Here is a 25,694-nt window from a genome sequence, read left to right as displayed (position 1 = left end):
GCTTCTTTGGCGCGCAAGTGACCCGTCAGCGGGACGTAACTGACCCGTCAGCGGGACATAAGTGACCCGTCAGCGGCGTTTGGCGAGGACGTAGCCCTCGCGGTCGTAGACCAGGTCGTACGTTCCGCCGTGGGTCTTCTCGGCGTACGCGACGACGTCGGCCGGTGAGCCGATGCCCGCGCCCGCGTCGAACAGAACGTACGTCGGGGTGACCTGCGTGCCGATCGAGCCCCACCAATAGACGGTGTGGTCCGTGACGAGGTGGCTCATCATCGCGATGTCGGTCTCGACCGTCGCCCCCTTGGGCACCTCGGCGATGACCTGGTGCGCCGCCTCCGCCCGCGGCGCCTCATCGTACGTCTCGGAGTCCAGCAGCGTCGAGAGCGGCGAGTTGACCAGCGTGAACGCCGTGACGACGACGGCCGCGACCGTCGCCCAGCGCAGCACGGGCCACCGCCGCATCGCGTCGATCATCGCGATGAAGACGATCGGCATCAGCAGCAGCGAGTAGTGCCACTCGGTGCCCCAGTAGTACGCGTTGTCGCCGGCGAACCGCCACGCGAACGTCGGCAGCACCAGCAGGACCCACGGCGACGCCAGCGCCGCGAGCCCCGTGACACCGACTGTCAACGCAACCGTCGCAAGCTTCCGGCCCGGCTCGTCGAACAAGGTCGTGAGGATGCCGCGGTCACCGCCGAGCGACGACGTGTACGCATAGGAGTCGCCGGGATTGAACGCCGGCACGATCACCAGCACGATGAACGCCATCGCGATCAAGCCGGTCGCCGCCAGCCGGACGCCACGCTGCCGCTCCCCCGCGAGCCACAGCACCCCGCCGATCACCGCGACGGTGAGGCCGAGGTCCTCCTTGACCAGCAGCAACGGCAGGGACCACAGCACCACGGCACCGAAGCGCCGGTCGACGTACGCCGCACCGGCCAGCGCCAGCAGCGGCGCACCGAAGGCGACCTCGTGGAACTCCGCCTCGACAGCCGACTGCAGCCCGAACGACAGCCCGTACGCCAGCCCGATCGCCACGCCGGTCACCGTGCCCAGGTGCCGCATCGCGACGAGCGCGATCACCGCGACCGACACCGCGATCAGCACGACCTGCGCCAGCACGATCGTCTGCGCCGACGGGAACAGCCGGTAGAACGGCGCGATCAGCGCGTCGATCGGCGAGAAGTGGTCGCCGAGGATGTTGAAGCCTGGCCCCTTGACGTCGACGATCGGCGCACCCGGCCGGGCATACCCCTTGACCGCCTGCTCGAAGATCGCGTGGTCCCACGACGAGATCGTGAAGCGCCGATAGCGCATCAGCGTCAGCACGCCGTATGCCGCACCGACCGCCACGGCGATCAGCGCAGCGAGGAGCCGCTGGCCGCGGGTGGAGGAGGTCATCGGGCGAGCGTGAGGTTCTCACCCGTCTCGGGGTCGAACACGTGCACCCTCTGCCGCGGGATGACGACGCGGATCGACATGCCGGGGCGCAGGCTGCTCTCAGGGGCCAGCTCGGCGACCAGGAAGTTCTGGAACAGGTCGAACTCCAGCAGGTCCTCGACCTCGTTGAGCAGGTCCTCGACCTGCGGCGCGATGTCATAGCCGAGATAGGCGAACTGGCTGCTGCCGCGCCACTCCACGTCGTCGATGCGGGTCGTGAACTCGACCCGGTCGGTCACCGCCTGGCCGCCCTGACCGGTCGCGTCGTAGCAGTGCTCGGGCCGGATGCCGGCGACGACGACACCGCGCTCGCCGATGCGCTCGAGCAGGTTGTCGTCGAGCAGCATCGTCGCCAGCGGCATGACGAGCTGGCGGCCCATCGGGAAGGCCGGCACGAGGTTCATCGGCGGCGAGCCGAGGTAGCCGGCGACGAACATGTCGGCCGGCCGCTCGTAGAGGTCACGCGGCGTGCCGACCTGGTGGATGAATCCCTGGTGCATCACCGCGACCCGGTCGGCCGTGCTGAGCGCCTCCGCGACGTCGTTGGTCGTGAAGATCGAGGTGCGCTGGTTCTCCTGCTGCCACTGGCTCGTGACGGAGCGGACCTGCGTACGTACGCGCTCGGACTGCTGCGAGAACGGGGCGTCCAGCAGGTATGCCTTGGCGTCGCGCACGAGCGAGCGCCCGAGCGCGACCCGCTGGCGCTGCGCGTCGTCGAGGTCGTCGGGCTTGAGGTCGAGCAGCTCGCCGAGGGCCAGGAACTCGGCGACGTCGTTGATGCGCTCCGACAGCTCCCTGCGGTCATAGCCGCGCCGCAGGGTCGCGGCGAACGCGAGGTTGTCGAACACGTCGAGGTGCGGGTGCAGGGCGTAGTCCTGGAACACCATCGCCAGGTCGCGGCGACGCGGGCCGGCAGCGTTGACCACGACGTCGTCGATCAGGATGTCGCCGGACGTGTGGTCCTCGAGCCCGATCAGCGTCTTGAGCAGCAAGCTCTTGCCCGCCCCCGGCGGACCCGTGATGGCAAGGGTCTCGCCCGACGGGACCGTCAGGCTCACGTCGTCGAGCAGCGGACGGCTGCCCTTGCCGGCCCTCGTCAGGTTGCGGACTTCGATCGAGGTCATCGATAGGACCTTCCCAGGAGTTGAGTGATCCGGCGCGGGAACACGAGAAGCAGCAGGATGACCGGCGCGAGCCACAGGAGACCGGCCGCGGCGACGGCTGAGCTCGAGGTCTCGATCTGGCCCGTGGCGAGCATCAGCGTCGCCGGCAACGGCCGCGAGTCGTCGTCGGCCGAGAGCGCGGCACCGAGCACGAAGTCGTTGCAGCCGGCCACGAACACCAGCAGCCCCGCGACGAAGACGCCCGGCAACACGTTCGGTAGCGCAAAGCGTACGAACGACTGCATCCACGTGGCACCGTCGGCACGTACGGAGTCGCGCAGTGACCAAGGGACGTCGCGGAAGACCGTGATGCTCAGCCAGATCGCCAGCGGCAACGTGATCAGCAGCGCGGGCGGCAGCAGCGAGACCCTGCTGCCGAACTTGTCGAGCGCGAGCACCTGGTCGGTGATCGGGCCGGCCAGCGCCAGCAGCGGCAGGAACAGGGTCGCGGTCACCACGGCGTACACCTGGCGCCGACCGCGGACCGGCAGCCGCACCAGCGCGTACGCCGCGGGGATCGCCAGCGCCATCGCGACGAGCGTGGCGACGCCGGCGACGAAGACCGAGGTGACGGCGGCGTCCTGGAGGATCTGGGAGTGCAGCGCGCCGTCGAACGCGTCCCAGCTGACGTCCTGCGGCCACACCGTGCGTGGCTTCGTGCCGCTCGGCGCCGTCGCGACCGTGAACGTCCACAGCAGCGGCACGAGGGTGAACACCGCGAACAGCTCGACGCCGATGATCGACCAGATCGACAGCCCACTGCGGGTGTCCGCGAACAGGATGCCCGCTGCGCTGGTGCCCATGAGCACGACCGCCAGCCCGATCCAGATCCAGAGGTCGGGCCGCGAGACGCGGATGATGCCGTAGTTGGCCACGGCGAACCCGAGGACGAACGCGATGCCCGAGGCCCAGAGGCGCGAGCGCACGGAGGGCGTCACACGACCCTCCTGACCCTGAACAGCGGCACCATGATCGCCGCCATCAGCAGCATGATGGCCAGCAGGACCATCGACATCGCCGCGCCGAGCCCGAGCTCCAGCGACGAGAACGTGGTGTCCCAGGCCAGCAGGGGTGCCGTGCGGAGCTTGGCTCCGGGCTCGTCGACCAGCAGCGGACCCTCGAGGATGCGGAACGTGTCGAGCGCCCGGTAGGTCGTCGCGACGGCGATCGCCGGGCCCATCGCAGGCAGGACGACCCGCCGCGACCGCTGCCACGCCGTCGCCCCGTCAGCGATCGCGGACGCCATCAGCGAGCTGCGTACGCGCAGGAGCCCGGCGAGCAGGATCAAGGCGGTGATGCCGGTGCCGCGCCACAGCTCGCCGACCGTGACGCCCACGAGCTCACCGAAGTGCCCGACCTCACCCAGCTTGAACCACTCGTCGGCGAACCCGGTCGTGACGGCGTCGCGCCACACCACGGCCGACACGACGGCGAGCAGCGCGAACGGGATCAGCACGAGCACGCGGGTGACCGGCCACAGCAGGGTCACCCGCCGCAGAGCCACCGCGAACGCGAGGCCGATCAGCAGCTGCAGCACCACGACGACCAGCACGATGACGAGTGTCGTGGCCACCGCGAGCCACCAGCTGCGGTTGGTCAGAATGTCGGTGTAGTTGTCGGCGCCGACGAACGTACGGTCGTCGGGGTTGGTGAGCGGGGCCGAGTGCAGCGACAGCCAGATGCCGCGGCCGATCGGCCAGCCCGTCACCACGAGCAGCAACACGAAGGCAGGTGCCAGCCAGCGCCAGCCCTTCACGGCAGCTCCCCCGCGATGGCTGCCTGCACGGCCTTCTGCGACCGCTCGAGGGTCGAGTCCTGCGAGAAGTCACTCAACGGCAGCAACGTGTCGTCGAGCGCGCTCTGGGCGACCTGCCAGTAAGGCGTCACGGGCAGCGTCGCGCCCGACTGGACGGCGGGCTTGGTGACGGCGGCCATCGGGTAGGACTTCTTGACCGCCGGGTCGTCGTACGTCGTGAGGCGGCTCGCGCTGTGGCCCGCGCTCGCCATGATCGAGGTGAGGATCGTCGGCGACGTCAGGCAGGTGATCGCGGCGTACGAGAGCTCCGAGTGCGGCGCATACAGCGGCACGGCGAGGCCGACGCCGGACAGCGGCGCGACGCTGGTGTCGCCGACGGTCGGGTACGCCGTCCAGGCCATGTCGGACGCCACCGCGGCGACGTCGGGGTCGGAGATGACCGAGCTCGGCGCGAGCAGGAAGCCCCCATCAGGGGCGGCGAACTTCTTGAGGGCGTCCTTCGACGGTCCGGGCCCGCGATCCGCGTCGAGGTAGAACTCCACGACCGATGCGGCCGCCCGTCCTGCCGCGGAGTCGAGGCCCACCTTGGCGTGGCGTCCCGTGCCGTCGACGAGCTTGCCACCGGCGCCCGCGACGAGCGCGTTGATCCACTGCGCCAGTCCGCTGCCGTCGTCGTCGGCGATCTGGATCGTCACGCCGAGCCGTTCGGCACCGGCGACGAGGTCGTCCCAGCTGATCGGCTTGGTCGTGTCGAGGCCGGCCCGTTCGGCGACGTTGCCGCGGTACCAGAGCAGCTGGGGGTCGAACCACCACGGCGCGACCGCGAGCTGGCCGTCGTACGTCGCGGCAGCGAGTGCGGCGGGCGCGATGTCCTGGCCGAACGCGGCCTTGAGCTCCTCGGGCAACGGCGCGAGGTAGCGGGCAGCGGAGAACTCGGCCGTGAACGCCGAGTCGAGGCTCATGATGTCGATCGACGTGTCCTTGGCCGCCAGCCTGCGCACCAGCATCGCGTGGCGCGCGTTGACGTCGGTGGGCAGCTGCTTGACCCGGATCTCGTACGCCCCGTTGGACGAGTCGCTGCACGAACGCGCCAGGGCGGTGGTGTCGGCGCGATCGGGGCCGACGTACCAGGTCAGGGTGGGCGTCTTGTCGGCCTTCGCCCCGGAGGATCCGCAGGCGGCGAGCAGACACATCAGGACGGCAGCGGCCGCGCTTGCCCCAACCCTCCCTCGTGCCCTCACGTGCGCAACTTTGCCACAGAGGAGGGCCCCCTCCCGGGCATACCGGGAAAGGCCCCTCCGTCACATGAGTTGACTCACGTCACAGCGAGCGCTGCGGGCAGGTCGCGGCGTCGGCGGACGGGCGACAGGAAGACCGGGACGAACGCCAGCGCGAGGATTGCGGCCCCCACCCACAGTGTCGGCCGTACGCCCAGGAGCTCGCCCAGCACGCCACCCAGGACCGCGCCGACGGCGATGGCGCCGGTGAGCAGGAACCGGAACGTGGCGTTCATCCGGCCGATCAGTCCCGGAGGGGTCATGCGTTGCCGCAGGCTCACACCGACGACGTTGTCCATGCCGGTCTTGAACAGGGCGAGGGCCCAGCCGAGCGCGGCGAGCCACATCATGGGGCCGCGGTCGATCAACGGGACCAACAGCGCTGCGGGCGCCAGCCAGAGACCGACGAGTCCGAGGTTGCGGCCGTATCCCAGGACGCGAGCGGCCGGCAGCGCGCAGCGAGCACCGAGCAGCAGGCCCGCGCCACCCACGGCCCAGAAGGCGCCCAGCGCACCTGCGGGCAGGTCGAGGTTCCGGACGAAGACGATCGGCAGCATCGTGTTGATGATCGTGCTGCCGAGGTTGTTGAGCGTCGCGGTCAGCGCCAGTGCCCGCAGCTCCACCTGGCCGAGGACGTGCCGGAGGCCCTCGGCGATCTGCGACCGAAGGGTCGGCGTGGGCGACGCGAGGTCGGGTGTGGCTCGTGGCGAGCGGGTGATCCGCATGAGGAAGGCCGCGGAGAGCAGGTACGCGAACGCCGAGCACAACGCAGCCACGGGCGCCGTGAGGAGCTGCACCAGAGCTCCGCCCACTCCCCGTCCGAGCACGTTCGCCAGGGCTATCAGCGTGACGATGGCGGCGTTGGCCCTCACGAGCGCCGCCGGCCCGACGATGCGGGGAAGCACGCTCTGCGAGCCGACGTCGAAGAACACCGTCGCGGCGCCGCTCGCGAACGCCACGACGTACAGCTGCTGCATCGTGAGGTGATCGAGCCACCACGCGAACGGGATCGTCGCGAACAGGATGCCCCGCGCGAGATCGGCGAGGATCAGGACCTCCCGGTGTCGCAGCCGGTCGACCCAGGCGCCGACCGGGAGCCCGATGACCAGGAACGCCGCGGTGCTCAGTGCGACGAGGGCGCCGACCTCGCCCGGGCCGGCACCGAGGGACGCGACGGCGATGAGTGGCAGCGCGACATAGCCGGTGTTGCTGGCGAACTGGCTCAGGCTGGCGGACTGGAACAGCGCGGTGAAGTCGGCGAACCGCCACGGCGACTCGGCAGGATCCGCGCGCCGGCGCGACAACCTCGTGGGCACCCCTCAAGTCTGGTCAGGCTGTCGCGACTGTCCCAGTCGGTTTGCCGCCACATCTCCACGACATCCGGACACGTCGAAGGCCGCGGGATTTCTCCCGCGGCCTTCGACCGTGGCCTTCACCGTGGCTAGAGCGTCACATCCTCAAGCATTTCCGTCACCAGTGCCGCCACCGGCGAGCGCTCGGAGCGGGTCAGCGTGACGTGGGCGAACAGCGGGTGGCCCTTGAGCTTCTCGACCACCGCGACGACACCGTCGTGGCGACCGACTCGCAGGTTGTCGCGCTGCGCGACGTCGTGCGTCAGGACGACCTTGGAGTTGGCGCCGATGCGCGACAGCACCGTCAGCAGCACGTTGCGCTCCAGCGACTGCGCCTCGTCGACGATGACGTACGAGTCGTGCAGCGAGCGGCCGCGGATGTGGGTCAGCGGCAGGACTTCGAGCATCCCGCGATCGAGGATCTCCTCGATGACGGCCGGCGAGGCCACGGCGCCGAGGGTGTCGAACACCGCCTGGCCCCAGGGACCCATCTTCTCGGACTCGCTGCCCGGCAGGTAGCCGAGCTCCTGGCCACCGACGGCGTACAGCGGACGGAAGATCACGACCTTCTTGTGCTGGCCGCGCTCCATCGTCGCCTCGAGGCCCGCGCACAGCGCGAGCGCCGACTTGCCGGTGCCGGCGCGGCCGCCGAGCGAGACGATGCCGATGTCGGGGTCGAGCAGGAGGTCGAGCGCGACCCGCTGCTCAGCCGACCGGCCGTGGATGCCGAACGCGTCACGGTCGCCGCGTACGAGCTGCACCTCCTTGTCGGCGGTGACCCGGCCCAGCCCGCTGCCCTTGTCGGACACCAGGACGAGCCCGGTGTGGCACGGCAGCTCGCGGGCCTCGGGCAGGTCGAGGGTGCCGCTCTCGTAGAGCGAGTCCAGGTCGATGCTCTCGACCTCGAGCTCGCGCATGCCGGTCCAGCCCGACTCGAGGGCCAGCTCGGCGCGGTACTCCTCGGCGACCAGTCCGACGGCCGATGCCTTGACCCGCATCGGCAGGTCCTTGGAGACGATCGTGACGTCATTGCCCTCGTTGGCGAGGTTGCGGGCGACCGAGAGGATGCGGGTGTCGTTGTCGCCGAGGCGGAAGCCCGACGGCAGCGACGAGGAGTCGGTGTGGTTGAGCTCGACGCGGATCGTGCCGCCCTCGTCGCCGATCGGCAGGGGTTTGTCGAGGGTGCCGTGCAGCACCCGCAGGTCGTCGAGGAAGCGCAGCGCGCTGCGGGCGAAGTAGCCGAGCTCGGGGTCGTGCCGCTTGCCCTCGAGCTCGGTGATCACCACGACAGGGATGACCACCTCGTGCTCGTGGAAGCGGTTGACCGCGTTGGGGTCCGCGAGCAGGACGCTGGTGTCCAGGACGTACGTGCGGCGGACAGGGCTCGTGCTCGGCTTCTTGGTGCGCGTTGCGGCCACAACTGTCTCCTCAACGAGCCCGCGCGCACCCTGCGCCGGCCCTACTCGTGGGCGGGAAATCGGGGCTCAGGGGCGAGCGTCAACACATCTCGAACGTACGACCGCGAGTCGGCTATTTCGGTATGACACGCCCGACTGCGTGTCACAACCAGATGAACAGTCGGTTCTCTCGTTCGCCAAGGAGGTCGCCCGCGGCCGAGTGTGAGGGCGGAGCCCGAGGCGAAGGTTCCAGCGCGAGAGACACGGCTCGGCGCGCATCCTTGCACACGGGTCGGACACTCGATTTGTTCTGCGATATCAGCACATTCCCTCTTGCCATCGAACATGTGTTCGACTAGAATTGACGGTATGAACCCGGGGGCCACGATCGACGCGATGCGCACTGCTGCGCATACGCTTCGGACAGGTGACGTGCGGGCCAAGCTGCTCGCTGTTCAGGTGGCACAGGACGCGCTCGATGCTGCCAAGTCGGCGCTGTTGGCCGACCTGGACGCGTCCAAGGAGTTCGAGCTCGACGGCGCTTCGACGTTGAACGCGTGGGTGCGCAACCAGCTGCGGATGAACGCCGGCCCGGCCAGGGCGTTGGTCAAGAACGTGACCGCGCTGCGTGACCTGCCGTTGGTGGCCGAGGCGGCGTTTGCCGGTCAGATCAGCTCGGCTCATGTGCAGGTGTTCGTCTACGGACTCAAGCACGTCGGCCTGGAACCGATGCGCCAGTTCGAAGACGTGCTCGTCCAGGTCGCCAAGGACTGCGAACCCGGTGAGCTGTTCGAAGCGGTCAAGCACCTCAAGGACAAGGTCCATCCCGAAGACCTGGACGATGCGTGGGAACGCGGCATGGACCGCGAAGACTTCCAGGTCAACGCGGTCCCTGATGGCTGGCACGTCAACGGATTCCTCAACACGGTGACCGGGGCCAAGCTCAAGGCCGTCCTGGACTCCGTGGCCGCACCGCGTGACAAGGACGATGACCGTTCAGGGTCCGATCGCCGGGTGCAGGGTGTCGATGACCTGTGTGACTCGATCCTGGCGAACGGCCTCCCCTCAGACAAGGGCGTACGGCCGCACCTGTCGGTGTTCGTCGACGCCGACACCCTCGAAGCTGCCGCCCAACAGGCAAAGAACGCTGCCAAGAAGCCCTTCTCCGTCCCCGAACCCGCACCTACGACCGAACCGGCCACACTCGCCGGCCACGGGGCCATCGGACCCAACCTGCTCATGTACTTCGCGTGCGCGTCTGACTTCACCGCCTTCCTCGTGAAAGAAGGCGAGGGGCACCGGCAGGCGCAGATCCTCAACGCCGGCACGGCGAAGTACCAACCCAACATGTTGCAACGCCGTGCAGTTCTCGCCCGGCAGAAGGGTGTCTGCGCGACACCCGGCTGCAACCACACGCATCTGCAGATCCATCACACGATCTTCTGGTCCCACGGCGGACCCACCGACCTCGACCTCCTCATCGGACTCTGCGTCCGATGCCACACCCTCCTGCACCGCGGCAGGCTGGCCATCACCGGCAACGCCGTCGACGGCTTCCGCTTCACCAACCACCACGGCCGCACCCTGCGCAAGCGACGACGAAGCCCCTACCGCCAAGCCGCCTGACGCAAGTCCGGCGGCCCACCGGCACGCTTACTGCCCGAAGCGGCGCTCCCGCGCGGCGTACGAGCGCATCGCGCGGAGGAAGTCGACGTGCCGGAAGGCGGGCCACAGCGCATCGCTGAAGTAGAACTCCGAGTGCACGCTCTGCCACAGCAAGAAGCCAGAGAGCCGCTGCTCCCCCGACGTACGGATCACGAGGTCCGGGTCCGGCTGGCCCTTGGTGTAGAGATGCTCGGCGATGTCGTCGACCTCGAGCGTCGTGGCGACGTCGGCCAGGTCGCGGCCCTTCGCGGCCTGGTCGAGCAGCAGCGATCGCATCGCGTCGGTCAGCTCCTGGCGTCCGCCGTAGCCGACACAGATGTTGACGCGCATGCCTGTGACGTCGGCGGTCGAGTCGGCGAGCCGCTTCATCCGCCCGGCCGACTCCGCGGGCAGCATGTCGAGGTTGCCGATGACCGCCAGCGACCAGCGACGCTCGGCGGCGAGCTTCTCCATCAGGCCCTCCACCGCCGCGAGGATGCTGCCGACCTCCTCAGGCGAACGCTGGAGGTTGTCGGTCGACAGCAGCCACAACGTGACGATCTCGACACCCAGCTCGTCACACCACTGGGCGAACTCCGAGATCTTGTCCGCGCCGGCCTGGTAGCCGTTCTCGAACCGCGTCCCGGCGCCCTTGGCCCAGCGCCGATTGCCGTCCACGATCGCGCCGACATGGTGCGGGAGCCGGGCGGGATCGAGGCGCTTGACGAGCCGCCGTTCATACACGCCGTACGCGAGGTCGCTGACTCCCATGCGGGCCAGAGTAGTACCAGGCCACGCACTACGCTGAGCGCATGACCGACCGTGAGCCCGAGGGCATCGTCCACGAGGCCACGGACCGCATCCGCGAGACTGTCGACGACATCAAGCCCAAGCTGCGCGGGTGGCTGCACGCCATCACGCTGCCCCTGGCGTTCTTCGCGTTCATCGTGATGCTGGTGATCTCCGACGACATCCTCGTGAGGGTGGGCGTCGCGGTGTTCATGGTCAGCTCGATGTTGTTGTTCGGCGTCAGCGCGGTCTATCACCGCGGCACGTGGAACGACCGCGTCAAGGGTTTCTGGAAACGCTTCGACCACGCCAACATCTTCCTGCTGATCGCCGGGTCCTACACGCCGTTCTCGCTGCTCCTGCTGACCAAGGAGCACGCGACGATCATGCTGTCCCTCGTGTGGGGCGGAGCACTGCTCGGTGTGGCGTTCAAGATCTTCTGGATCGGTGCGCCGCGGTGGCTCTACGTGCCGCTCTACCTGCTGCTGGGCTGGGCCGCGGTCCTCTACTTCCCGGAGTTCGTCGACAACGCCTCGACTGCCGTGCTGGTGCTGCTCATCACCGGCGGCGCGCTCTACTCGCTCGGTGCGGTCGTCTACGGCTTCAAGTGGCCCGACCCGTCGCCCAAGTACTTCGGCTTCCACGAGATCTTCCACGCCTTCACGATCGCGGCGTTCATCGTGCACTACATCGGCGTCAGCCTGCTGGCGTACCAGAAGCACTAGCCAGCTCGCGGGCATCGGTCACCGGACGGCGGCAGACGAACCCCTCGCAGACGTACGCCGCGGAGTGGCCATCGACGAGGCCCCGCTGCTCGAACAGCGGGATGTCGAGCCCGACGTCACCCGCGATCACCACGGCTCCCGGTGACGTCAGGCCGAGGGCAGACCGGTGCAGGCCGGCGCGCTCCTCGGGCGTACCGACCACGGCGACCTCGAGCGGGCCGGCGACCACGGCCTCGGCTGCGGCGAGCGTCCAGCCGGCGAAGCGCGGCACCTGGGTCGCGATGTTCGCCGCCGAGGCGATGCCTGACTCCGCGGCCGCGCGATAGCGGTGCTCGCCGGTGATCGCCGCGAACGACAGCAGCGCGGCGACCGCAGCAGACGTGCCGGACGGGTACGCGTTGTCGGAGGCGTCCTTCGGGCGTACGACGAGGGTCTCGGCGTCGTCGGCGGTGTCGAAGAACCCGCCGTCGGGGTCGGCGAAGTGATCGACCACCCGGTCCAGCAACAGCCGCGCCCGGTCGAGCCACACCGCGTCGCCGGTGATGCCGAGCACGGCGATGAACGCCTCGGCCACCGCACCGTGATCCTCCAGCACCGCTGCGTTGGCGCCAGCGGTGCCGTCGCGCGACGTACGCGCGAACCCGTCACCCAGGTGCACGTCGACCAGCAGCTGAGCCGCAGACACGGCCGCATCGCCGAAGTCCGGCTCGTCGAGCAGCACCGCGGCCTCGGCCAGAGCCGTGATCGCCAGTCCGTTCCACGACGCCACCACCTTGTCGTCACGAGCCGGCCGCGTGCGAGCGGCCCGAGCCTCGAGCAGCTTCGTGCGTACGCTCTCCCAGCGCGCCAGGTCGTCGGGGTCGATCCGCAGCTGCAGCGTCGAGAAGCCACGTTCGAACGTCCCCGGTCCGGTGACACCCAGCAGCTGAGCAGCCCAGGCGCCGTCGTCCGCGCCGAGCACGCGCATCAGCTGGTTGGGGTTCCAGACGTAGAACGTGCCCTCGTGACCGTCGCTGTCGGCGTCGAGCGCCGAGGCGAACCCACCCTCGGGCGTGCGCAGCTCGGCGAGCATGAATCGCGCGGTCTCGCGGGCGATGCGCTCTGCGAGCGGCGAGCCGGACTGCCGCCACCAGTGCAGGTAGACCCGCAGCAGCAGCGCGTTGTCGTAGAGCATCTTCTCGAAGTGCGGCACCCGCCAGAACCGGTCGACGCTGTAGCGCGCGAACCCACCCGACAGCTGGTCGTACATCCCGCCCCGCGCCATCGCCTCGCATGACCCGGCGACCATGCCGAGCGCCTGCTCCGATCCCGTACGGGCGGCGTTGCGCAGCAGGAACTCCAGCACCATCGACGGCGGGAACTTCGGGCTCGCGCCGAACCCACCGGCCTCGACGTCGTACTGCTTCCGCAGCTCGTCGACCGCCGCGTCGAGCTCGTCGGTCCCCAGAGCCCCGCCCACGGCGTCGACGTTCTGCTGCAGGTGCGCCAGCACGTCGATGCTGACCTTGAGCACCTCGTCACGCCGGTCACGCCACGCCTCCGCTAGCGCCTGCAGGACCTGGGTGAACGCCGGCGTGCCCTGCCGCGGCTCCGGCGGGAAGTACGTACCGGCGAAGAACGGCTCACCCGTCGGCGTCAGCACGCAGGTCATGGGCCAGCCACCCTGACCCGTCATCGCGGTGGTCGCCTTCATGTAGACCGCGTCGATGTCGGGCCGTTCCTCGCGGTCGACCTTGATGTTGATGAAGTGGTCGTTCATGTAAGCCGCCGTCGCCGCGTCCTCGAACGACTCGTGCGCCATGACGTGGCACCAGTGGCACGCGGCATAGCCGACGCTCAGCAGGATCGGCCGGTCCAGCTCCTGCGCGACGGCCAACGCCTCGTCGCTCCACTCCCACCAGTCGACGGGATTGTCGGCGTGCTGCTGCAGGTACGGACTCGTGGCCTGCGCGAGGCGATTGGGCATACCGCCACCCTAGGTGCGCGGCCCGGACCACGCCTTTCGCGATGCTCCCGGCTCCGCGCCTGACACACTGTCCCGGTGCTCCTGACCATCACCGCCTCGCGCTCGGACGTCCTCGACGACGCCTCCGACCTGGGCTACCTGCTGCACAAGCACCCCGACCGGCTGCAGAAGTTCGACGTGCACGGCGGTCAGGCGCACGTGTTCTACCCCGAGTCGGGGCCGGACCGGTGCACCGCTGCGCTGCTGCTCGAGGTCGACCCGATCGCCCTCGTGCGCGGCAAGGGCCGGCACTTCGACGGCTTCTCGCTCGCCCAGTACGTCAACGACCGGCCGTACGCCGCCTCGTCGTTGCTGTCCGTCGCGATGGGCAAGGTGTTCCGCACGGCACTGAGCGGCCGCTGCCAGAGCAAGCAGGAGCTGGCCGACGCCGACCTGCCGCTGACGATCGCCATCCCGGCCGTGCCGGGCGGTGCCGAGCTCGTCGAGCAGCTGTTCACTCCGCTGGGCTGGGACGTCCGGGCCGAGACGCTGGTGCTGGACCCTGACGTTCCCGCGTGGGGCGACTCGTCATACGTACGCCTGACGTTGACGGGCACCGTGCGCCTCGCGACGGCGCTCAACCACCTTTACGTGTTGCTGCCGGTCCTCGACGACGCCAAGCACTACTGGGTGTCCGACGACGAGGTCGACAAGCTGCTGCGAGCCGGCGAGGGCTGGCTCGCCGATCACCCTCAGCGCGAGCTGATCTCGCGTCGCTACCTGGCGCACCAGCGGTCGATGGCCGACGAGGCCCGCACCCGGCTGGCCGAGCTGGACGGCGAGACAGCGCCTGCCGTCGAGGACGCCGTGCGACCGCGCCCGCTGGTCGCGCTCAGGCACGACGCCGTGATCGCTGCGCTCACCGCTGCCCGGCCGGCCTCCGTGGTGGACCTGGGCTGCGGCTCGGGAGCGCTGATCGGCAAGCTGCTCGACGTCCAGGGCATCGACCGGGTCGTCGGCACCGAGGTCAGCGACACCGCCCTCCGGCAGGCCGCTCGCCGGCTGCACGTCGACACGATGACCGAGCGGCAGGCGGACCGACTGTCGCTGTGGTTGTCGTCGTTGCAGTACCAGGACGCGCGGCTCACGGGACTCGACGCGGCGGTCCTGATGGAGGTCATCGAGCACATCGACCCCGAACGCGTACCCGCTGTCACCGCCAACCTGTTCGGGTTCCTGCGTCCGCGCACCGTCGTCGTCACGACGCCGAACGCCGAGTTCAACGTGCGCTACGAGGCGCTGGCACACGGTGGGATGCGCCACCCGGATCACCGCTTCGAGTGGACGCGGGCGGAGTTCGCCTCGTGGGCCGCGGCCGCCGGCGCGACGTACGGCTACGCCGTCGAGCACCGGCCCGTCGGCCCGGTCGACGACGAGGTCGGCCCCGCGACGCAGCTCGCCCTCTTCACGCGGACGGAGGAGGCCTCATGACGACACTGGGCATTCCGGAGACCTCGCTCGTCGTCCTGGTCGGTGTGAGCGGCTCGGGCAAGTCAACGTTCGCCGCCAAGCACTTCAAGCCGACCGAGGTCGTCTCGAGCGACTTCTGCCGTGGGCTGGTCGCCGACGACGAGAACGACCAGGCCGCGACCAAGGACGCGTTCGAGGTCCTGGAGTTCATCGTCGGCAAGCGGCTCGAGCTGGGCCGCTTGACAGTGGTCGACGCGACGAACGTGCAGCCCGGCGCCCGCAAGAGCCTCGTCGCCCTCGCCAAGGCGCACGACGTCCTGCCGGTCGCCGTGGTGCTGGACCTGCCGACCGGCGTCAGCGTCGAGCGCAACGCCGCACGCGCCGACCGGGACTTCGGCGCCCACGTCGTCAAGCGGCAGCACGACCAGCTCAGGCGCTCGCTCAAGGGCCTCAAACGGGAGGGGTTCCGCTCCGTCCACGTCCTCGAATCCGTCGAGGAGGTCGAGTCCGCGACGTTCGTGCGCGAGAAGCTGATGAACGACCTCCGCGACCAGCACGGTCCGTTCGACGTCATCGGCGACGTGCACGGCTGCCGGCTCGAGCTCGAGGAGCTGCTCGCCGAGCTGGGCTACGACCTCGTACGCGATGACGCCGGGCGCCCCGTCGACGCCAGCCACCCTGACGGCCGACGTGCGGTGTTCGTCGGCGATCTGGTCGATCGCGGTCCCGACTCCCCCGGCGTGCTGCGGCTCGTCATGGGCATGGTCGCCGCCGGACACGCACTCTGCGTCTCCGGCAACCACGAGGCCAAGCTCAACCGCGCCCTCGGCCGGAGGAGCGTCACCCTCACCCATGGGCTCGAGCGCACCATGGAGCAGCTCGACGCCCAACCGGCCGAGTTCGTCGAGGACGTCCGCCGGTTCGTCGACGGACTGATCGCGCACTACGTCCTCGACGACGGCAAGCTCGTCGTCGCGCACGCCGGCCTCAAGGAGAGCTATCACGGCCGCGCCTCCGGACGGGTGCGGTCCTTCGCGCTGTACGGCGACACCAGCGGCGAGACCGACGAGTACGGCCTGCCGGTCCGCTACCCCTGGGCCGAGGACTACCGCGGCACGGCAATGGTGCTCTACGGCCACACGCCGGTGCCGGAGACCGAGTGGATCAACAACACGCTGTGCCTCGACACCGGCTGCGTGTTCGGCGGCGCACTCACTGCGCTGCGCTATCCCGAGCGCGAGGTCGTCTCGGTCGAGGCGCGCGAGGTCTACTACGAGCCCGTACGACCGCTGGCTCCCCCGCCCCGCGATCCCGACATCCTGCGGCTCGACGACGTGCTCGGACCGCGAGTCATCGAGACCGCGCACATGGGCCGCATCTCCTTGCGCGAGGAGAACGCTGCAGGTGCGCTCGAGGTCATGAGCCGGTTCGCCGTCGACCCGTCCCGACTCGCCTACCTGCCGCCGACGATGGCGCCGTGCGACACCTCTGCGCTCGAGGACCATCTCGAGCACCCGGCGGAAGCCTTCACCCACTTCGCCAGGACCGGCATCGACCAGGTCATCTGCGAGGAGAAGCACATGGGCTCTCGTGCCGTGGTGCTGGTGCGCCGCGACGCGACCGGGGTCATCCACACGCGTACGGGCCGTTCGTTCTTCGATGCCGAAATAGAGGCGAACCTGCTCGCGGCGTGCGCCCGAGCTGCCGACTCCGCCGGCCTGTGGGACGAGCTCGGCTCCGACTGGGTCCTGCTCGACACCGAGATCATGCCGTGGTCGGCCAAGGCGATCGAGCTGATCCGCAGCCAGTACGCCGCCGTCGGCGCAGCCGCCCGGTCCGCCCTGCCGGCGGCTCTCGATGCGTTGCACCTCGCCGCTGCCCGCGGCATCGACGTCGACGGACTGTCAGCTCGTACGGCGCAGCGGGCTGAGGACGCCGAAGCCTTCACGGCGGTCTACCGCCGCTACTCGTGGCCGGTAGATGGCGCCGAGGGGCTGCGCATCGCGCCGTTCCAGGTGCTGGCGAGCGAGGGCACGACGTACGAGACCCGGGATCACGCGTGGCACCTCGGCCTCGCCGACCGGCTCGTCGAAGCCGACCCCGCGCTCTTCACGGCGACCCGTCGCCTGGTCGTCGACACCGCAGATCCGGCGTCCGTCGCGGCGGGGGTGGACTGGTGGAACGAGCTGACCGCCGACGGAGGCGAGGGCATGGTCGTCAAGCCGCTCGCCAACCTGGTGCGCGGCCCCAAGGGACTCGTGCAGCCGGGCGTCAAGGTCCGTGGGCGCGAGTACCTCCGGCTGATCTACGGTCCCGACTACACGACCCCGGCCAACCTCTCGCGGCTCCGCAACCGCAACCTCGGCCACAAGCGGTCGATGGCGCTGCGCGAGTACGCGCTGGGGTTGGAAGCGCTACGCCGACTCACGACCGGCGCGCCCGTGTGGCAGATCCACGAGTGCGTGTTCGCGATCCTCGCGATGGAGTCGGAGCCGGTCGACCCTCGGCTCTGACCGGCCCTCTAGCGCTCCTCGCCCTCCCAGGGCTGCTGCGCCTTCTTGGAGTGCTTGAGGAACGAGCGGGCCAGGAAGTAGGTCGCGACGCACAACGCCGCGACGATGCCGAGCGCGACCCAGCCCGGCTTGACGTCCTCCTTGGAGAAGGCCGGCTCGGCCGTGACGAAGGAAGCGATCGCGTACACGTTCATGCCTCCAGAGTAGTTCCCCGGGATTCCGCTCGGGTCAGGCGTCCTTGGCGTACGTCGCCGGGGGCGTGCCGACGACCGAGGTGAACGCCCGCGTCAGGTGCGCCTGGTCGCTGAAGCCGAGGTCGGCCGCCAGCGCCGCCCAGTCGATGTCGGGCCCGGAATGGGCGGCGGCCGCCGCATCGAGCAGGCGGAACCGTTGCACCACCCACTTGGGACCGATCCCCAGGTATGCCGTGAACTGCCGCTGCAGCGTCCGCAGGCTGACCCCGGCGAGCTCCGCGAGCTGCTCCGCGCGGATCAGCGAGCGGTCGCTCTCGGCCGCGTCGACCAGCGCGTTGAGCTCGTCGGCGTACGGATCGGGTGTCACGTCGAGGCCGTCGAGGTGGTCCTCCATCGCCGAGACCATCTCGTCGTCGGTGGCATCGGGTCGCAGGATGTCAGCGGCGGCGGCCGCATCGGCAGCGTCCACGACGTCACCCATCGGCACGACTCGGCCCGACACCGCGCCCAGATCGGCGCCGAGCACGGCACGGAAGCTCGCGGGCTTGAATGCCGCGCCCAGCACGTGCCCGGTGCCGGCGAGCGTACGGACGAACGGTTCGCGGGTGATCCCGTTGACCAGCAACCGGGGTCGGCCGTCGAACGGCTCGGCCGACACGTGCACGCAGGGCTGCGGGATGACCTGCTGCTCGAACGGCTCGGGGCACTCCCAGCGCACGATCCAGTGGTACTGGATGAACGGCTGCCACCGCTCCGAGGGCACGACCCGGCTGATGTCGATGTGCTGCGCGGCGGCGGTCGGTCGCACGATCGCGGACTCTCCCCTGCCGACCGGCTCTGACGTCATGATCCCAGTGTCGCGTTTGTCCAAGACACTTCCGGCGCGAGGCCCCTAGCGTCGAGACATGAGCAGAGCACACACCACAACAGGCAGGTTCACCGTGAAGTCGTGGGACGAGAAGGTTATCGTCGACATCGACGGCGAGGGCACCGAGATCAACGGCGTCACGTATCCCAAGCGTGGCTTCTCGCGGGCCGACACGACGTACGCCTATTCGGGCGGCATCGAGGGCACCGGCACCGTCGCCTACCTGATCTCGTACGCCCCTGGGTTCGCGCCGACATCAGGGTTCGAGCGCTTCGAGGGCTCGATCGACGGTCACGACGGGTCGCTGGTCTTCCAGCACCTCGGCGACCACGACGAGCAGGCCGTACGCGCGACGCTGACGATTGTCGAAGGCATGGGCACCGGAGGCCTCGAGGCCATGACGGGCGAGGCGACGGTCGAGCTGGCCGGGCACAGCGACGACGGCTACGAGTTCACGCTGAGCTACGACCTGTGAACGTGCCGACCACCACGAACGGGAGGACAGTGAGCACATGAGCACCGAGACGACAGGACGATTCATGCCGGCCGGCTGGGACGAGTCGGTCATCGAGGACATCGACGGCGAGGGTGAGACCAAGAACGGCACCTACTACCCCAGCCGCGGCGTCACGACCGCGAAGGTCACGTTCGAGTACACCGGCGACATCCAGGGCACCGGGGTGACGACGTACCTCTTCGCCTATCGCGACAGCAAGGCCGGACACGCCGACATCGTCGGCTACGAGCGCTTCACCGGCACGATCGGCGGCAACGAGGGCTCTTGCGTGTTCCGGCACACCGGCTCGTACGAGGACGGCGCCGTCAGCGATCACGTCGAGGTGCTGCCGGGCCTCGGCACGGGTGACCTCGCCGACCTGACCGGATCGGCCGACATCTCCATGGCCGGCGCACCGCCCGAAGGCGGCTACGAGTTCACGCTGACGAGCTAGATCGCGTCAAGGTCGGGGTTGGGTGGCTGGCCGGGTCGCGACACGGTCAGCACCGCCTCGACCACCGACTCATCCTCCTCGAGCTGACTCTCCAGCATCCGCAGGTGGTCGGCGACGCTGGACTCGACGTCGTCGCCGATGAGATCGACGCTCGCGACCAGGTAGACCTTCCGAGGGCCGACGAACTCCATGTGCAGGTAGCCGACGCTCGACACCCCGGCCATCCCGGCCAGCCGGGTCCGTGCGGCGTCGAGCAGCATCGGCGACGCCTCCATGCCGACGAGGAACCGCCGGTTGCGATCGATCAGCACGACGGCGACGACGCCGAGCAGCACGCCGACCAGGATCGAGCCGATCGCGTCGGGCGCCGGCGAGCCGGTGACCTGGTGCAGCGCGACGCCTCCCCCGGCGATCAGGATGCCGAGCAACGCCGCCGCGTCCTCGGCGAACACCGCCCGCAGCGTCGGGTCGGAGGTGTGCAGGGCGTGCTCGAGCAGGTCACGGTCGATCGCCTGCGCCTCACGGCCGACCTGCCGGAACGCCTGCGCGAACGAGACCCCCTCGAGCACGAACGCGACGGCCAGCACGACGTACGCGACGACGAAGTCCGACGCCTCCCCCGGGTCGATCAGCTCCTGGATCCCGTGCGTGATCGACACCGCGGCTCCGGCGACGAACAGGCCGAGCGCCGCGAACATCGACCACACGTACGCCTCGCGGCCGTAGCCGAGCGGATGCGAGTGATCGGGACAACGCTTCGACCGCCGGTCGGCGATCAGCAGGAACACCTCGTTGCCGGTGTCCGCCCACGAGTGCGCCGTCTCGGCGACCATCGATGCGGAACCGGTGAACATCGCGGCTGCCGACTTCGCCAGCGCGACGAGCGCGTTGGCGAGGAGGGCGATGATCACCGTGAGGTTCATGCGGCTAGGGCAGCGAGGCGCCCGTCTCGCGCAGCCCCGCGAAGAGGTCCGTCTCGGGGATGCTGGTCTCGACCTTGGAGTCGACGAGCTGGTAGTCCTCGGTCGGCCACGCCTCGGCCTGGATCTCGTGCGGGATCGCGAACCAGAAGCCGTTCGGGTCGATCTGGGTCGCGTGCGCCAGCAGGGCCTGGTCGCGTACGCCGAAGTAGTCCGCGCACTCGACCCGGGTCGTCAGCCGCGCCTCGTCCTCGGGCTTGCGCTCCCAGTCCTTGAAGCGCTCCTCGTAGGGGTTCTCCAGCCCGTGCGCCACCATCGCGTCGGCGATCGCCTCCATGCGCTTCCAGCTCCAGCCCAGGTGGTAGTAGAGCTTGGACACCTGCCACGCCTCGCCCGCGTCGGGGTAGCGCTCCGGATCGGCCGCCGCCTCGTACGCGTAGACGCTGATCTCGTGGCACTTGATGTGGTCGGGGTGCGGGTAGCCGCCGTTCTCGTCGTACGTCGTGAGGACGTGCGGCCTGAACGAGCGGATCAGGCGCACGAGGGGCTCGGCAGCCTCCTCGATCGGCACGAGCGCGAAGCAGCCCTCCGGCAGCGGCGGCTTGGGGTCGCCCTCGGGCCAGCCGGAGTCGACGAAGCCGAGCCAGTCCTGCTTGACGCCGAGGATCTCGCGGGCGCGGTCCATCTCCTCGCGACGGATCTCGGTGATCAGCGCCGGGTTGTCGACGATGCCGGGATGCTCGAAGCCGGGGTTGAGGATCGAGCCCCGCTCGCCGCCCGTGCACGTGGCGACGTGGACGTCGACGCCCTCGGCGACATACTTCGCCGTCGACGCGGCCCCCTTGCTCGACTCGTCGTCGGGATGGGCGTGTACGTGCATGAGTCGCAGCTGATCGACCACGGTTCTCCTTCGATGGCTCGAGCAAAATCCTCGCACTGTCTCCAACATCGTGTGCAGCCCGGGTTGTTCCGTCCGCCATACTCTCGGCATGACAACTCCTGATGCCGTGATCGTGACCGGCGCCTCGACCGGGATCGGCAAGGCCATGGTCGACAACTTCGCCGCCAACGGGATCCGCGTCTTCGCCGCCGTCCGCGACCTGTCCACGGTCGACGAGCACCCCCTCGTGACGGCCGTACGCCTCGACGTGACGTCGGCCAAGGAAGCGCTCGACGCGGCGGACCTGGTCGGCGAGGCGCTCGGGCCCGAGACCCGACTGCGCGGCATCGTCAACAATGCCGGCATCGCCGTCGGCGGACCGCTGGAGTTCCTCGACCTCGACGACCTGCGCCGCCAGCTCGAGGTCAACGTCGTGGGTCAGCTCGCCGTGAGCCAGGCGTTCCTCCCGCTCCTGCGGCAGCACGGCAAGGGCCGCATCGTGTTCACCAGCTCGATCGCCGGGCGCACGGCCGCCCCGTTCATCGGCCCGTACGCCGCCTCCAAGCACGCGCTCAACGGCATGGCCGAGTCGCTGCGCCGTGAGCTGAAGCCGTGGGGCATCGGCGTCTCGGTGCTGGCGCCGGCGACCGTGTCGACCCCGATCTGGGACAAGGCCGGGGACGACATCGACGAGATCGTCGCCAAGCTCCCGGCCGAGGCGATCGGCTTCTACGGCTCCGGGTTCGACGCGATGCGCACGATCTCCAAGGACGCGCGGCACGGTGGCATCCCGGCGTCGAAGGTCGCCGAAGCAGCGCACCACGCGGTGTTCGCGCGACGCGCCAAGGCCGAGTACCTCGTCGGCACCGAGGCCAGGATGATCGCCACCGCGGCGAACCTGCTGCCGTACCGGACGTTCGACAAGGCCGTACGGAAGCAGATCTTCGGCTCCTGAGACAATGGCTGGCGTGACCGACCTCAGCTCCCGCTACGGGACCCGCACGCGACCGCGCTGGTTCTGGCCGGCCGTCGCTGCGGTCGGCATCGCGATCGGCATCTCGTTCGCCGCCTGGGTCGGCTTCCAGGACGAGCCCGTCAAGGGCCGGCTGTGGGGCTACGACGTCAAGAGCGATCACCTCATCACGCTGTCGGTCGACGTCATCAGGCCCGATCCCCTCGCCGTGCGCTGCACGGTCTACGCGCAGGCCGCGGATCACTCGATCGTCGGCGAGAAGACCGTGGAAGTACCGGCATCCAAGGCCGAAAAGACCCGCATCTCGATCGACGTGCAGACCGAGCGAAAGGCCGTCACCGGAGTGCTGAGGACGTGTGAACCACGCACGTGAGTGCTAACGTTGGAAGTTCACCCCGGGCGTACGCCTGGGGTGAACCACGTAAAGGAGCGCTCATATGACTCAGCCCACAGAGACCGACACCATCTGGGTGACCCAGGAGGCATACGCGCGTCTGCAGCAGGAGCTGGAACACCTCAAGGGCGATGTGCGCGCCGACATCACGGCCAAGATCGCCGCCGCCCGCGACGAGGGCGACCTCAAGGAGAACGGCGGCTACCACGCCGCGCGCGAGGAGCAGGGCAAGACCGAGGCCCGCATCCGCCAGCTCGAGGACATGCTGCGGCGTGCCGAGGTCGGCGACAAGCCTGCTGACGACGGCATGGTCGAGGCCGGCATGATCGTCACGATCCGCTTCAAGGGCGACACCGACACCGAGGAGTTCCTGCTCGGCTCGCGCGAGCTGCTCAGCATGGACTCCAGCGTCGACATCGACGTCTACTCGCCGACCTCACCGCTCGGTGCGGCGATCCTCGGCAAGAAGAAGGGCGACGAGGCGACCTACGAGGCGCCCAACGGCAAGAACCTCACGGTCGAGGTCGTCGACGCCAAGCCCTTCTGACCCCGCCGTTGCGGGAGCGGTGACTTAGGGCCCAGCCCCTCGCGGGAGCGGTGACTTAAGGCCCAGGCCGACTGCCGACGTGGGCGCTAGGTCACCGCCACTCGCGACCTCCGCGAGCTCACCAGCCGAGATCGCGGGCAGCGACCTCCATGCCGCTGATGCCGTGCACGGTGCGCTCGTGGATGACGACCCCGGTCATCCCGAAGCGCGGCGCGGCCGCCGGGTCCTGGACGCGTCCGATCACGTTGTCGACGAGGACGGTCTCGAGGTTCAGCCGCGGCCACTTCTCGTGCACGGCGTCCTGGTAGTCCCTCGACGGGCCCTCCGCCCGGCCGAAGTCGGCGACGATTCCCATACGTACGACGCGTGGCAGCAGCCCCCGGCGTTCGGCCAGCCCGGCCGAGGTGTGCAGCGCGATCGCGTCCCACACCTGCGCGGTGTCGCTCTCGCTCACCCCGAGGCCGAGCAGCGTCTCTGCGGCGATGTCGGCACCCTCGATCTCGAACCGCTCCCGCCCCGGGGCCGGCGGGCTGGCGCCGAGCTCGTGCAGCACGGTCGCCGCGAAGATCAGGAGCTCCGGCACCTCACCCAGCAGGCCCGCAGACTCGGCGTACGAGCGAGCGTGCCAGTAGCTGCGCACGCTGTGGTTGAACAGCGCCACATCCTGGCTGTCGCGCGCCTTGGCGAGAATCGTGGCGGCGATGTCGGATGACGGGAGGTCGAACGTGGGCACGGGGTGCCGCCTTTCGGGAGGACTCGAAGCCAGCAGGGACGCGTCAGACCAGCTCGTAGCCGAGCTCGACCAGGCGGTCCCGGATCTCGGCGCGGTGCTGCGGCCCGCGCGTCGCGACCTGTACGTCGACGTCGACCTGGCCGACGCCGAGCGTCTCCGAGGCTCGGTCGTGATTGACGTTGAGGACGTTGACCTGCATCTCGGCGAGGTCCGTCAGCAGCCGCATGAGCTCACCGGGGCGATCGGAGATGCGCGCCCGGAACAGCAGGAACCGGCCCGCCGCGGCGAGGCCGTGGCGGATCACGTCGAGCAGCACCAGCGCGTCGATGTTGCCGCCCGACAGCACCGCGACGACGGGTCCCTCGAACGCCTCGGGCTGCTCGAGGATCGCGGCGACGGCTGCCGCACCGGCGGGCTCGACCAGCAGCTTGGCGCGCTCGAGCAACGAGATCAACGCGCTGCTCATCGACTCCTCGCTGACCGTGAGCACCTCGTCGCACAGCGACTCGAGGATCTCGTAGGGGATGTCGCCGGGCAGTGCGACCGAGATGCCGTCGGCCATCGTGATGCCCATCGGGGCGGTGAGCGGCTTGCCGGCCGCGAGCGAGGGCGGATAGGCCGCGGCGTCCTTGGCCTGCACGCCGACGATCCGCAGGTCAGGGCGCTCGGTGCGCAGCAGCGCGATGCCCGCGGCGAGACCGCCTCCACCGAGCGGCACCAGGATCGTCTTGACGTCAGGCCGCTGCTCGAGGATCTCCAGCCCGACAGTGCCCTGCCCCGCGATGATGTCCTCGTGGTCGAACGGGTGGATCAGCACGGCACCCGTACGCTCGGCGAACTCGCGCGCGGCCACCAGCGCCTCGGTCACGCCGGTCCCGTGGAAGTGGATGTCGGCGCCGTATCCCTCGGTCGCCGCGACCTTGGGAAGAGCGGCCCCCACGGGCATGAAGATCGTCGCCTTGATGCCGAGCAGCGACGCCGCCAGCGCGACGCCTTGCGCGTGGTTGCCGGCGCTCGCCGCGACGACGCCCCTCGAACGCTCGTCCTCGCTGAGCCGCGAGATGCGGACGTACGCTCCGCGGATCTTGAACGAGCCGGTGCGCTGGAGGTTCTCGGCCTTGAGGTAGACCTGCGTGGAGGTCCGGGAGCTCAGCCAGCGCGAGTGCGCCATCGGCGTCACCTCGGTGACTCCCTCGAGCAGCTTGCGGGCTTCCCTCACGTCATTCAGATCCACCTCACCAAGGTAGTGGTTCGGTGGGGGCGCGAGTACGTTCGACCTCATGGTGACCGACAACGACCTGCAGCACCTGCGCCGCTGCCTGGAGCTGGCGGCGGAGGCTATCGACGCCGGGGACGAGCCGTTCGGGTCGGTCCTCGTGGGTGCCGATGGCACCGTGCTGGCCGAGGACCGCAACCGCGAGACGTCCGCACGCGACCAGACCCAGCACCCCGAGTTCGCCCTCGCCCGCTGGGCCGCGACCCATCTCGACGCCGATGCGCGCGCAGCGGCGACCGTCTACACCTCCGGCGAGCACTGCCCGATGTGTGCCGCGGCGCACGGCTGGGTCGGGCTGGGGCGCATCGTCTTCGCCAGCTCCTCCGCCCAGACCAGCGCGTGGCTCAGCGATCTCGGCGTCGGGCCCTCCCCCGTGCGCGCCATCCCGATCCAGGAGGTCGCCCCCGGCGTCGCCGTCGAGGGGCCCGTGCCGGGTCTGGACGACGAGGTCCACGAGCTGCACCGGCGCTACCGTCTCACCCGCTGAC

General features: G+C 69.6%; 25 protein-coding genes. 10 read left to right on the top strand and 15 right to left on the bottom strand.

What is annotated here, in order from left to right; genetic code table 11:
* Positions 1-69: 69 nt before the first annotated feature.
* The 7 genes from BOSE46_RS10255 to BOSE46_RS10225 form a co-directional block, all read right to left on the bottom strand.
* The gene (locus BOSE46_RS10255) at positions 70-1,401 is read right to left on the bottom strand and encodes a DUF2079 domain-containing protein (RefSeq protein WP_159540146.1); all 1,332 of its coding nucleotides are present in this window, start codon (positions 1,399-1,401) and stop codon (positions 70-72) included.
* Entirely contained in the window at positions 1,398-2,564 is a 1,167-nt protein-coding gene (locus BOSE46_RS10250; RefSeq protein WP_159540145.1) for an ABC transporter ATP-binding protein, read from the bottom strand. Before BOSE46_RS10250 ends, BOSE46_RS10255 begins: the two co-directional genes overlap by 4 nt.
* A complete protein-coding gene (locus BOSE46_RS10245) occupies positions 2,561-3,541 on the bottom strand; it encodes a carbohydrate ABC transporter permease (protein WP_159540144.1) in 981 nt (326 codons plus the stop codon). Before BOSE46_RS10245 ends, BOSE46_RS10250 begins: the two co-directional genes overlap by 4 nt.
* Entirely contained in the window at positions 3,538-4,359 is an 822-nt protein-coding gene (locus BOSE46_RS10240) for a carbohydrate ABC transporter permease (protein ID WP_159540143.1), read from the bottom strand. Before BOSE46_RS10240 ends, BOSE46_RS10245 begins: the two co-directional genes overlap by 4 nt.
* Positions 4,356-5,552, bottom strand: coding sequence for an extracellular solute-binding protein (locus BOSE46_RS10235; RefSeq protein WP_159540142.1), 1,197 nt, complete (start codon positions 5,550-5,552; stop codon positions 4,356-4,358). The genes BOSE46_RS10240 and BOSE46_RS10235 overlap by 4 nt, the downstream gene beginning before the upstream one ends.
* A gap of 122 nt (positions 5,553-5,674) precedes the next feature.
* Positions 5,675-6,952: an MFS transporter gene (locus BOSE46_RS10230; RefSeq protein WP_201299598.1), complete on the bottom strand. Its 1,278-nt coding sequence runs from the start codon at positions 6,950-6,952 to the stop codon at positions 5,675-5,677.
* Between the two features lie 125 nt (positions 6,953-7,077).
* Entirely contained in the window at positions 7,078-8,406 is a 1,329-nt protein-coding gene (locus BOSE46_RS10225; protein ID WP_159540141.1) for a PhoH family protein, read from the bottom strand.
* Positions 8,407-8,754: 348 nt separating this feature from the next.
* Here BOSE46_RS10225 and BOSE46_RS10220 point away from each other — a divergent pair, with 348 nt between their 5' ends.
* Positions 8,755-10,011 (top strand): HNH endonuclease, encoded by a 1,257-nt coding sequence (locus BOSE46_RS10220; protein WP_159540140.1) that lies wholly within the window; start codon positions 8,755-8,757, stop codon positions 10,009-10,011.
* A 27-nt stretch (positions 10,012-10,038) separates the two neighbouring features.
* Here the strand turns inward: BOSE46_RS10220 and BOSE46_RS10215 are convergent, their stop codons facing one another.
* A complete protein-coding gene (locus BOSE46_RS10215; protein ID WP_159540139.1) occupies positions 10,039-10,800 on the bottom strand; it encodes an isoprenyl transferase in 762 nt (253 codons plus the stop codon).
* A 41-nt stretch (positions 10,801-10,841) separates the two neighbouring features.
* Here BOSE46_RS10215 and BOSE46_RS10210 point away from each other — a divergent pair, with 41 nt between their 5' ends.
* A complete protein-coding gene (locus BOSE46_RS10210) occupies positions 10,842-11,543 on the top strand; it encodes a hemolysin III family protein (protein WP_159540138.1) in 702 nt (233 codons plus the stop codon).
* Here the strand turns inward: BOSE46_RS10210 and BOSE46_RS10205 are convergent.
* Entirely contained in the window at positions 11,515-13,509 is a 1,995-nt protein-coding gene (locus BOSE46_RS10205) for a thioredoxin domain-containing protein (RefSeq protein WP_159540137.1), read from the bottom strand. The two genes, BOSE46_RS10210 and BOSE46_RS10205, sit on opposite strands and share 29 nt — an antisense overlap.
* 75 nt (positions 13,510-13,584) lie before the next feature.
* On the opposite strand from BOSE46_RS10205, the gene BOSE46_RS10200 reads away from it, so the two are divergent.
* Entirely contained in the window at positions 13,585-14,979 is a 1,395-nt protein-coding gene (locus tag BOSE46_RS10200) for a 3' terminal RNA ribose 2'-O-methyltransferase Hen1 (protein WP_159540136.1), read from the top strand.
* On the top strand, positions 14,976-17,471 hold the full coding sequence (locus BOSE46_RS10195; protein WP_159540135.1) for a polynucleotide kinase-phosphatase: 2,496 nt from the start codon (positions 14,976-14,978) through the stop codon (positions 17,469-17,471). Before BOSE46_RS10200 ends, BOSE46_RS10195 begins: the two co-directional genes overlap by 4 nt.
* Positions 17,472-17,479: 8 nt before the next feature.
* On the opposite strand, the gene BOSE46_RS10190 is transcribed toward BOSE46_RS10195, so the two are convergent.
* On the bottom strand, positions 17,480-17,665 hold the full coding sequence (locus BOSE46_RS10190; protein ID WP_159540134.1) for a hypothetical protein: 186 nt from the start codon (positions 17,663-17,665) through the stop codon (positions 17,480-17,482).
* A gap of 34 nt (positions 17,666-17,699) precedes the next feature.
* Positions 17,700-18,512 (bottom strand): helix-turn-helix domain-containing protein, encoded by an 813-nt coding sequence (locus BOSE46_RS10185; RefSeq protein ID WP_159540133.1) that lies wholly within the window; start codon positions 18,510-18,512, stop codon positions 17,700-17,702.
* A 58-nt stretch (positions 18,513-18,570) separates the two neighbouring features.
* On the opposite strand from BOSE46_RS10185, the gene BOSE46_RS10180 reads away from it, so the two are divergent.
* Entirely contained in the window at positions 18,571-19,008 is a 438-nt protein-coding gene (locus tag BOSE46_RS10180) for a DUF3224 domain-containing protein (RefSeq protein ID WP_159540132.1), read from the top strand.
* 37 nt (positions 19,009-19,045) lie between these two features.
* A complete protein-coding gene (locus tag BOSE46_RS10175; RefSeq protein ID WP_159540131.1) occupies positions 19,046-19,483 on the top strand; it encodes a DUF3224 domain-containing protein in 438 nt (145 codons plus the stop codon).
* Here BOSE46_RS10175 and BOSE46_RS10170 read toward each other — a convergent pair.
* Together BOSE46_RS10170 and mca are read right to left on the bottom strand one after the other, a co-directional pair.
* A complete protein-coding gene (locus BOSE46_RS10170; RefSeq protein ID WP_159540130.1) occupies positions 19,480-20,406 on the bottom strand; it encodes a cation diffusion facilitator family transporter in 927 nt (308 codons plus the stop codon). The genes BOSE46_RS10175 and BOSE46_RS10170 overlap by 4 nt on opposite strands.
* Before the next feature lie 4 nt (positions 20,407-20,410).
* The gene (gene mca / locus BOSE46_RS10165) at positions 20,411-21,304 is read right to left on the bottom strand and encodes a mycothiol conjugate amidase Mca (protein ID WP_159540129.1); all 894 of its coding nucleotides are present in this window, start codon (positions 21,302-21,304) and stop codon (positions 20,411-20,413) included.
* An 88-nt stretch (positions 21,305-21,392) separates the two neighbouring features.
* Between mca and BOSE46_RS10160 the strand changes: the two genes are divergently transcribed.
* The 3 genes from BOSE46_RS10160 (at position 21,393) to greA (ending at position 23,197) form a co-directional block, all read left to right on the top strand.
* Positions 21,393-22,238: an SDR family NAD(P)-dependent oxidoreductase gene (locus BOSE46_RS10160; RefSeq protein ID WP_159540128.1), complete on the top strand. Its 846-nt coding sequence runs from the start codon at positions 21,393-21,395 to the stop codon at positions 22,236-22,238.
* A gap of 13 nt (positions 22,239-22,251) precedes the next feature.
* Entirely contained in the window at positions 22,252-22,629 is a 378-nt protein-coding gene (locus BOSE46_RS10155) for a DUF4307 domain-containing protein (protein WP_159540127.1), read from the top strand.
* 64 nt (positions 22,630-22,693) lie between these two features.
* Positions 22,694-23,197 (top strand): transcription elongation factor GreA, encoded by a 504-nt coding sequence (gene greA / locus BOSE46_RS10150; RefSeq protein ID WP_159540126.1) that lies wholly within the window; start codon positions 22,694-22,696, stop codon positions 23,195-23,197.
* 118 nt (positions 23,198-23,315) lie between these two features.
* Here the strand turns inward: greA and BOSE46_RS10145 are convergent, their stop codons facing one another.
* On the bottom strand, positions 23,316-23,930 hold the full coding sequence (locus BOSE46_RS10145) for an HD domain-containing protein (protein WP_159540125.1): 615 nt from the start codon (positions 23,928-23,930) through the stop codon (positions 23,316-23,318).
* Positions 23,931-23,973: 43 nt separating this feature from the next.
* Entirely contained in the window at positions 23,974-25,164 is a 1,191-nt protein-coding gene (gene ilvA, locus BOSE46_RS10140; RefSeq protein WP_236551712.1) for a threonine ammonia-lyase, read from the bottom strand.
* Between the two features lie 46 nt (positions 25,165-25,210).
* Here ilvA and BOSE46_RS10135 point away from each other — a divergent pair, with 46 nt between their 5' ends.
* Positions 25,211-25,693, top strand: a complete 483-nt coding sequence (locus tag BOSE46_RS10135) for a nucleoside deaminase (protein ID WP_159540123.1) — start codon at positions 25,211-25,213, stop codon at positions 25,691-25,693.
* Position 25,694: the final 1 nt, after the last annotated feature.

It is taken from the genome of Aeromicrobium sp. 9AM, from assembly GCF_902506105.1.
Classification (GTDB): domain Bacteria; phylum Actinomycetota; class Actinomycetes; order Propionibacteriales; family Nocardioidaceae; genus Aeromicrobium.
The sequence above is the reverse complement of the archived record's forward strand: the minus strand, read 5'-3'. Positions and strand labels throughout refer to the sequence as shown.